The following is a 6900-nucleotide window of genomic DNA, read 5'->3' as shown; positions in this document are numbered from 1 at the left end:
GTCGCTACCGCCGGTTCAGCGAGCGCTCACGCGTCCCGAGGTTGTTCAGGCTGCTCTTCACGATGACGGGCCCTTGCCAACCGTCGCCCCTGCCGATCACGGCACCGCTAACGCGACGCTTGGAGATGTCGGTGGCGCCGATGTTGAGGCAGAAGGGAAAGGCGCGCGCGTATTCGACATATTCGGCCGGCGTCACGGTCGCGTCGACATGCAGTACCGCGATGTCGGCTTCCGGCCTGGCCGCCGTGCCGGCAAGGATCCGGACCGAATGGCCACGGCGCTTCAGCTCTTCCAGCAGGTCGAAGAGCATATACGGGCTATCACGGCGTAGCAGCAGCCCACGCCGGCTCTGAAACCGGTCGAACTCATGCGTGATGACCGCGATGCGTGCCATGCGCCCCATTGGCTTCTCGAGCGTCCTCGATTATTCGATCGAATACAATGCGCTAACCAACCCAGGGTTTGCATGACAGAGCACTGGAATGCAATTCGCAAACACTGGCAGTTGCTCGGCTCGCCGTTGCGGCCGCCGGCTCAGGTGGTCGAGGCCTATGAACGCGAGCTCGAGCTTGCGCAATCGCACGTCGTCATGCTCGGCGTGACACCGGAGCTCGCCGGACTTGGCGCCACAATGATTGCGGTCGACGAGTCCGCCGACATGATCGCCGGCATCTGGCCGGGCGACACCGATATGCGCAAGGCGGTGCGAGGCGACTGGTTCGACCTGCCGTTTCCCGGTGCGAGCATCGACGCGCTGATCGGCGATGGATGTCTCTCGGCGATCGGCGACGCCGAAGCAAGACGGGCGCTTTTTTTGGCGATCGCGAGCGTGCTCAAGGCCGACGGCCGCGCCGGCATAAGGCTTTACGCCTCTCCCGAAACCCCGGACGACCCGAAGGATGTCCGCGCCCTGGCGCTGGGCGGTGGCGTCTCGACCTTCCACGAGCTCAAATGGCGCGTGGCCATGACCGCAATCAGCGGCATGCCCGACCACATCATACCGGTGACGAGAATCTTCGAACAATTTGAGGCGATTTTCCCCGATCGCGTGGAGCTTTCGGCGCGCACCGGATGGGACCTGCCGGTCATCGGCACCATCGACGTCTACCGCAACTCTTCGGCTATCTACAGCTTCGCCCCGGCTGACGCGGTGATCGGCGAGGCGCATGCGTTCTTCGACAATGTCGGCGTCGTTCCGACCGGCACCTACGGGCTCGCCGAACGTTGCCCGCTACTGGTGCTGCGCTCGCCAAGGCGCTAAGGGGCAGCTATGAAATTCCTTCGCGATCCCATCAGCGAAAGACCGCGTTCCTGATGCGAATCCAGGCCGGGAAAAATTTCGCGCGGTTCGTTCCTTGCGCGCGCCTTGACTCTCGAAAGCCTCCGGCCTATCTCAGCGCCACGTTAGCACTCGCCTTGTGTGAGTGCTAACTCATATCCGGCCTCGCCGGATGGAGGAACAGTTCTCACCGTTCTCATCGAGGAAGACACTTATGGCAAAGTCCAAGTTCCGCCCGCTTCATGACCGCGTGGTCGTTCGCCGGGTCGAATCCGAATCCAAGACCGCCGGCGGGATCATCATCCCGGATACGGCGAAGGAGAAGCCGCAGGAGGGCGAGATCATCGCCGTCGGCTCCGGCGCTCGCGACGAAGCCGGCAAGCTCGTGCCGCTCGACGTCAAGGCCGGCGACCGCATCCTGTTCGGCAAGTGGTCCGGCACCGAAGTCAAGCTCAATGGCGAAGACCTTCTGATCATGAAGGAATCCGACATCATGGGCATCATCGGCTGAACATCGGCCTCACCGTCAACTGAATCTTGAATCTGCGGGTTCGCCCCGAACCCCTGCCAGGAGCTTACAATGGCTGCAAAAGACGTAAAATTCTCCCGTGATGCCCGCGAGCGCATGCTGCGCGGCGTCAACATCCTTGCCGACGCGGTGAAGGTGACGCTGGGCCCCAAGGGCCGCAACGTCGTCATCGACAAGTCGTTCGGCGCCCCGCGCATCACCAAGGACGGCGTCACCGTCGCCAAGGAGATCGAACTTGAGGACAAGTTCGAGAACATGGGCGCGCAGATGGTCCGCGAAGTCGCTTCGAAGACCAACGACATCGCCGGCGACGGCACCACGACCGCGACCGTTCTCGCCCAGGCGATCGTCCAGGAAGGCCACAAGGCGGTTGCCGCCGGCATGAACCCGATGGACCTGAAGCGCGGCATCGACCTCGCCGTGACCGAAGTCGTCGTCGCTCTCGGCAAGGCCGCCAAGAAGATCAAGACCTCCGAGGAGGTCGCTCAGGTCGGCACGATCTCGGCCAGTGGCGACGAGTCGGTCGGCGCCATGATCGCGGAAGCGATGCAGAAGGTCGGCAACGAAGGCGTCATCACCGTCGAGGAAGCCAAGACCGCCGAGACCGAGCTGGAAGTCGTCGAAGGCATGCAGTTCGACCGCGGCTACCTGTCGCCCTACTTCGTCACCAACGCCGACAAGATGGTCGCCGATCTGGAAGACGCCTACATTCTCCTCCACGAGAAGAAGCTCTCCAACCTGCAGGCCATGCTGCCGGTGCTCGAGGCTGTCGTGCAGACCTCGAAGCCGCTGCTCATCATCTCGGAAGACGTCGAAGGCGAGGCGCTGGCCACGCTGGTCGTCAACAAGCTGCGCGGTGGCCTGAAGATCGCCGCCGTCAAGGCTCCGGGCTTCGGTGACCGCCGCAAGGCCATGCTGGAAGACATCGCCATCCTCACCGGTGGCCAGGTCATCTCGGAAGATCTCGGCATCAAGCTCGAGAATGTCGGCCTCAACATGCTCGGCCGCGCCAAGAAGGTGTCGATCTCCAAGGAGAACACCACCATCGTCGACGGCGCCGGCAAGAAGGCCGAGATCCAGGGCCGCGTTGCCCAGATCAAGCAGCAGATCGAAGAGACCACTTCGGACTACGACAAGGAGAAGCTGCAGGAACGTCTGGCCAAGCTCGCCGGCGGCGTTGCGGTGATCCGCGTCGGCGGTGCGACGGAAGTCGAAGTCAAGGAAAAGAAGGACCGCGTCGATGACGCCCTCAACGCGACCCGCGCGGCCGTCGAAGAAGGCATCGTTGCTGGTGGTGGCGTCGCGCTGCTGCGCGCTTCGGCCAACATCAAGGCCACCGGCGTCAATGCCGACCAGGCCGCCGGCATCAACATCGTTCGTCGTGCGCTGCAGGCTCCGGCCCGCCAGATCGCGGCCAACGCCGGTGCGGAAGCATCGATCGTTGCCGGCAAGATCCTTGAGAACAAGGGCGCGACCTTCGGCTACAACGCCCAGACCGGCGAATATGGCGACATGATCGCCATGGGCATCGTCGATCCGGTCAAGGTTGTCCGCACCGCTCTCCAGGACGCGGCCTCGGTGGCCGGCCTGCTGGTCACCACCGAAGCCATGATCGCGGAGGCTCCGAAGAAGGAGTCGGCTGGCGGCGGCGGCATGCCTGGCGGCATGGGTGGCGGCGGCATGGGCGGCATGGGCGGCATGGGCGGTATGGATTTCTAATCCAGCTCTGGCAGCTTTCGCAACGAGGGGCGGCAGCAATGCCGCCCTTTTTTTGCGAACCTCGATCCGATAAACGATCGGCGCCAACGCCGGCCATGTTAGCGCAACCTCAAAAGAACTGTCGAGTTGGTTGCGCGGCTTTTGCGTCATCAGAGGCGCAAGGCGGCCGCGTGTGATGATTGCGCGCTTCCATAGGCGGTTTCGGCATGTGCCTCGCCTTCGACATCGGCATTGCGGCCAAGCAGGAAATCGGCGGCTTTCGAGGCATGGCTTGCGGCGCGGAAGATGGCGCGGTTGTCCTCGCGCAAAACCGTCAGCCATGAGCCGATGTAGTCGGCATGGCGCACGGTCGGCTCGATGCCGAGACTGCTGCAGATGAAGGCTGATGCGATTTCGGCGACCAGTTCCTCGCGCGCATAGGTGTTGGACCCGAAGGAGCCGGACAGGTCGCGCGCGAGTCGCGTCGGGTGGCCGGTCCAGTGGCCAAGCTCGTGAAAGCAGGTCCGGTAATAGTCGATCTGGTGGAAGAAAGCCGGCTGCGGCGGCACCTGTATGGTGTCGCTGCCGGGCATGTAGAAGGCGCGCTCGCCGCCGATGCGAAAATCAGCGCCGGTTGCATGAATGAGCGCCTCGGCCTGCGGGACCATCTCGCGCTCAGGCAGAGGCTCGCCGGCGGCATAAAGATGTTCGGGCAGATTATCGCACTGCGCGACATTGAAGACGGTAAAGCGCTTCAGGAAGGGCACCGCCTGCGGTTCGTCGCCATCGGTGTCGGCGCGTTGCTTTTCGTTCTTGGGAACAAAGCGGTCAGCGTGAACGATGGTGGTGCCGTGCTCACCCTTCCTGACATTGCCACCTAGGGAAAGCGCCTGCCGGAAGGTGAGCCAGTTCTGGCTGGGGAAACCGCGATCGATGACCCCGCCCCACAGGATCAGGATATTGATGCCGGAATATCGGCGCTGGGTGGCCGCATTCCGCGGCAGGCCGAGGCCTGTCCTTGTCCTGCCCCACGGCTTGACCCATGGCACGGTGCCGCGCTCCAGTTCGGCAATGATGCGGTCGGTGATTTCCTGATAAAGGCTGGCGCCGGTGCGCCCGCCACTCTCTGCGCCAGCCTGTCGGCTGCCGCAACGTTTGTTGTTTGCACGCATCGTGATGTCCTCCGCTCTTCAATCGCGCCCTCCCCGGAAGCGGGGTGGGCGGCGAAAGCGACCGGAAAGGCCCGACGTCGGAGGCGGACTGCATCCGCAGGACCGGAATGGAGTGGAGGACCCGAAGCGAAAGCGAAGGGTTGCGGGACGCCGCGGCGGGCCTAGAAGGGAGTGCTGCCCGCCCTGCGCCACCGGGGAAGGCCACGATAAAAACGACGCCGGCCGACAGGCCGGCGACCGTCAGCAGCCGAAGGCTGCCCCGCGCCAGGGGGCGAAGCCGCAGGGCCAAGACCGCCTGAGCCTGGCGAAGATAAGCGGGCTCGGTTCACGAGCACCCGGCCAGCGCCTTCAGGCGCGGGCGCTCAGGATTGTTGTTGGCGCCCACGGCAGCTGGATGACCGCAACAAGATGCCGAGGAGCAACAGCAAAGCCAGCTGCCACAAACGGCACGCTCCGGCAACAACAGCGTGGCCGATCTACAGATGCTGCCCCGCACGAGAGCCTGCACGCTTTGAGCGCGCATCGGCGAGCAAGCGTTGCAAGCTGGCCATGTCGACCAGGTGGGCGATCACTATATCGCCGACCACCAACGCGGGCGTACGGTCGATGTGCAGACCTTTCGCGAGTGCGCGGACGCGCGCAAGTTCATCTGCGATGGCCGGATCTTGCATTCCCGCTTGAGCTGCTCCACGTCAAGGCCCACACGCGCTGCGATCTTGAGAGTGATCCTTTCAATGATCCAACTGGGGGAAGTCATAAGGGCGCGGTGGAATTCGTCGAACTTTCCCTGTTTTCTCGAGGCGAGTGCGATTGGGAATCCGGTCCCAGGACCGGGAACCGTCTGATCACAAGCTTCAGATTGGGATCATTCTTGAAGGCTTTTTGGTAGTTGAGATCTGCCAGTCTGCAATGCGGACAGTTGTGGTAGTCATTGAATATGACCAGAACGGCATCGCCTTGCGGGTTGCCGGCGATTGGCGAAGGGGGTCGTTGTCGAATGCGCCGCTCCACTTTTGCCTGTCGATCGACCACGCCTGCCGGTGCAGGTTCGCGCTATATTGGCTCGCCAGCACGGCGAGGAGTAAAAGAAGAGCTGCGACAGTGATGGCAGTCGGCTTAGACATGAGTCTCCAATCCATGGACGGCGTGGCAGCAACGGCCCGCCTTTTGGTGTAAAATGCTTTTGATCGAGCCCCGCACTTGCCACAGGGCGCAGTCGCGAGGGCGCACAGCTATAGATGCCGGTGCGCTCTGGCGGTTTCTGGAAAGATGGCCTTGCGCCATCGGGCCCACCCCACCCAGCTGAGCGTCGTTCGCGCGGGCCGGGCAACCGCGACCGCCATTCACCACGCCGGGCGACTGACCGTCCGCCCGGCAGAGCGCTGAAGGGTCCCCGGACCTTCCGGGTTGCCGGCGATTTGGCGAAGCGGGGTCGTTGACGAGTGCGCCGCTCCACTTTTGACTGTCCATTGGCACGACTGCATGGGCGGGGGCGGCCTTTCCCGCGGCGGGTGCGCGCTATTATGGCTCGCCAGCACGGAAAGCAGCACGGCGAGGAGAAAAAGGAGAACCGCGAGAGTGGTGGCCGTTGTCTTAGACATGAGGCTCCAATCCATGGACGGCGTGGCAGCAACGGCCCGCCTTTTCGGTGTAAAATGGGTCGCTTTTGATCGTGCCCCGCAGTTGCTACAGGCGCACAGGTGCGGGTGCGATCTGGCGGTTTCTCAAATACGGCTTTGCGCCATCGGGCCCACCCCAATAGCTGAGCGTCGTTCGCGCGGGGAACTGCGTTCACCACGCCGGGCGACTTGACCGTCCACCGCCAGAGCGCTGAACGGTCCGCTAGTGAGGCGCTCCCCGAATCGTCGTTTATCCCGCTCGCCCCAGACCGGGCGACAGCCAGCGTTGCCGCTACGCTGCGGAGAAATATCGTCAGCGCGTGGCATTCGGACATAAGCTGATCGACGCCAAGAATAAGACCCACGGAGGTGACCGGTGCGGCCGGAACAAGAAAGAGCGTTGCAGCCATTGTGACGAGGCCTGCACCGGTAATGCGGGTTGTTCCGTTCGAAGGGAACAATGCGACGAACAGCATGAGGATCCGGCAGCCGATCGGCAGATCAGTTTTCGTCGTCTGGGCGATGAAGAGGGCGGCGAGCATCATATTCGTGCCGTCCAGATTGAATGGAATGAGACCCACGACCGAATGCGTGGCGCCGGCC

Annotated in this window: 8 protein-coding genes and 1 pseudogene; 3 read left to right on the top strand and 6 right to left on the bottom strand. The window is 63.2% G+C overall.

Translation table 11 applies throughout. From position 1 onward, the window contains the following. Positions 1 to 4: 4 nt before the first annotated feature. The gene (locus tag EN742_RS18620; protein ID WP_245492355.1) at positions 5 to 403 is read right to left on the bottom strand and encodes a hypothetical protein; all 399 of its coding nucleotides are present in this window, start codon (positions 401 to 403) and stop codon (positions 5 to 7) included. 63 nt (positions 404 to 466) lie between these two features. Here EN742_RS18620 and EN742_RS18615 point away from each other — a divergent pair, with 63 nt between their 5' ends. From EN742_RS18615 to groL, 3 genes are all read left to right on the top strand, one after another. Further along, positions 467 to 1261, top strand: coding sequence for a class I SAM-dependent methyltransferase (locus tag EN742_RS18615; RefSeq protein ID WP_128333132.1), 795 nt, complete (start codon positions 467 to 469; stop codon positions 1259 to 1261). A 232-nt stretch (positions 1262 to 1493) separates the two neighbouring features. Continuing rightward, the gene (groES, locus tag EN742_RS18610; RefSeq protein ID WP_006203049.1) at positions 1494 to 1790 is read left to right on the top strand and encodes a co-chaperone GroES; all 297 of its coding nucleotides are present in this window, start codon (positions 1494 to 1496) and stop codon (positions 1788 to 1790) included. 69 nt (positions 1791 to 1859) lie between these two features. After that, on the top strand, positions 1860 to 3527 hold the full coding sequence (groL, locus tag EN742_RS18605) for a chaperonin GroEL (protein WP_128333131.1): 1668 nt from the start codon (positions 1860 to 1862) through the stop codon (positions 3525 to 3527). 149 nt (positions 3528 to 3676) lie between these two features. Here groL and EN742_RS18600 read toward each other — a convergent pair whose 3' ends face one another. The 5 genes and pseudogenes from EN742_RS18600 to EN742_RS40250 all read right to left on the bottom strand — a co-directional run. Beyond that, positions 3677 to 4678, bottom strand: coding sequence for a zincin-like metallopeptidase domain-containing protein (locus EN742_RS18600; protein WP_126038538.1), 1002 nt, complete (start codon positions 4676 to 4678; stop codon positions 3677 to 3679). Between the two features lie 476 nt (positions 4679 to 5154). Further along, on the bottom strand, positions 5155 to 5349 hold the full coding sequence (locus EN742_RS39445; protein WP_051695369.1) for a hypothetical protein: 195 nt from the start codon (positions 5347 to 5349) through the stop codon (positions 5155 to 5157). 82 nt (positions 5350 to 5431) lie between these two features. Next, positions 5432 to 5617, bottom strand: coding sequence for a hypothetical protein (locus EN742_RS39440; RefSeq protein ID WP_245458208.1), 186 nt, complete (start codon positions 5615 to 5617; stop codon positions 5432 to 5434). Then, the gene (locus EN742_RS39435) at positions 5533 to 5802 is read right to left on the bottom strand and encodes a hypothetical protein (RefSeq protein WP_245457304.1); all 270 of its coding nucleotides are present in this window, start codon (positions 5800 to 5802) and stop codon (positions 5533 to 5535) included. The genes EN742_RS39440 and EN742_RS39435 overlap by 85 nt, the downstream gene beginning before the upstream one ends. A 600-nt stretch (positions 5803 to 6402) precedes the next feature. Then, positions 6403 to 6900: pseudogene (locus EN742_RS40250) on the bottom strand (cation:dicarboxylase symporter family transporter); the annotation flags it as partial.

Source organism: Mesorhizobium sp. M4A.F.Ca.ET.020.02.1.1 (genome assembly GCF_004022645.1).
Lineage (GTDB): Bacteria > Pseudomonadota > Alphaproteobacteria > Rhizobiales > Rhizobiaceae > Mesorhizobium.
Note: the sequence above shows the minus strand (reverse complement) of the source record. Positions and strands in the feature narration are given on the sequence as shown.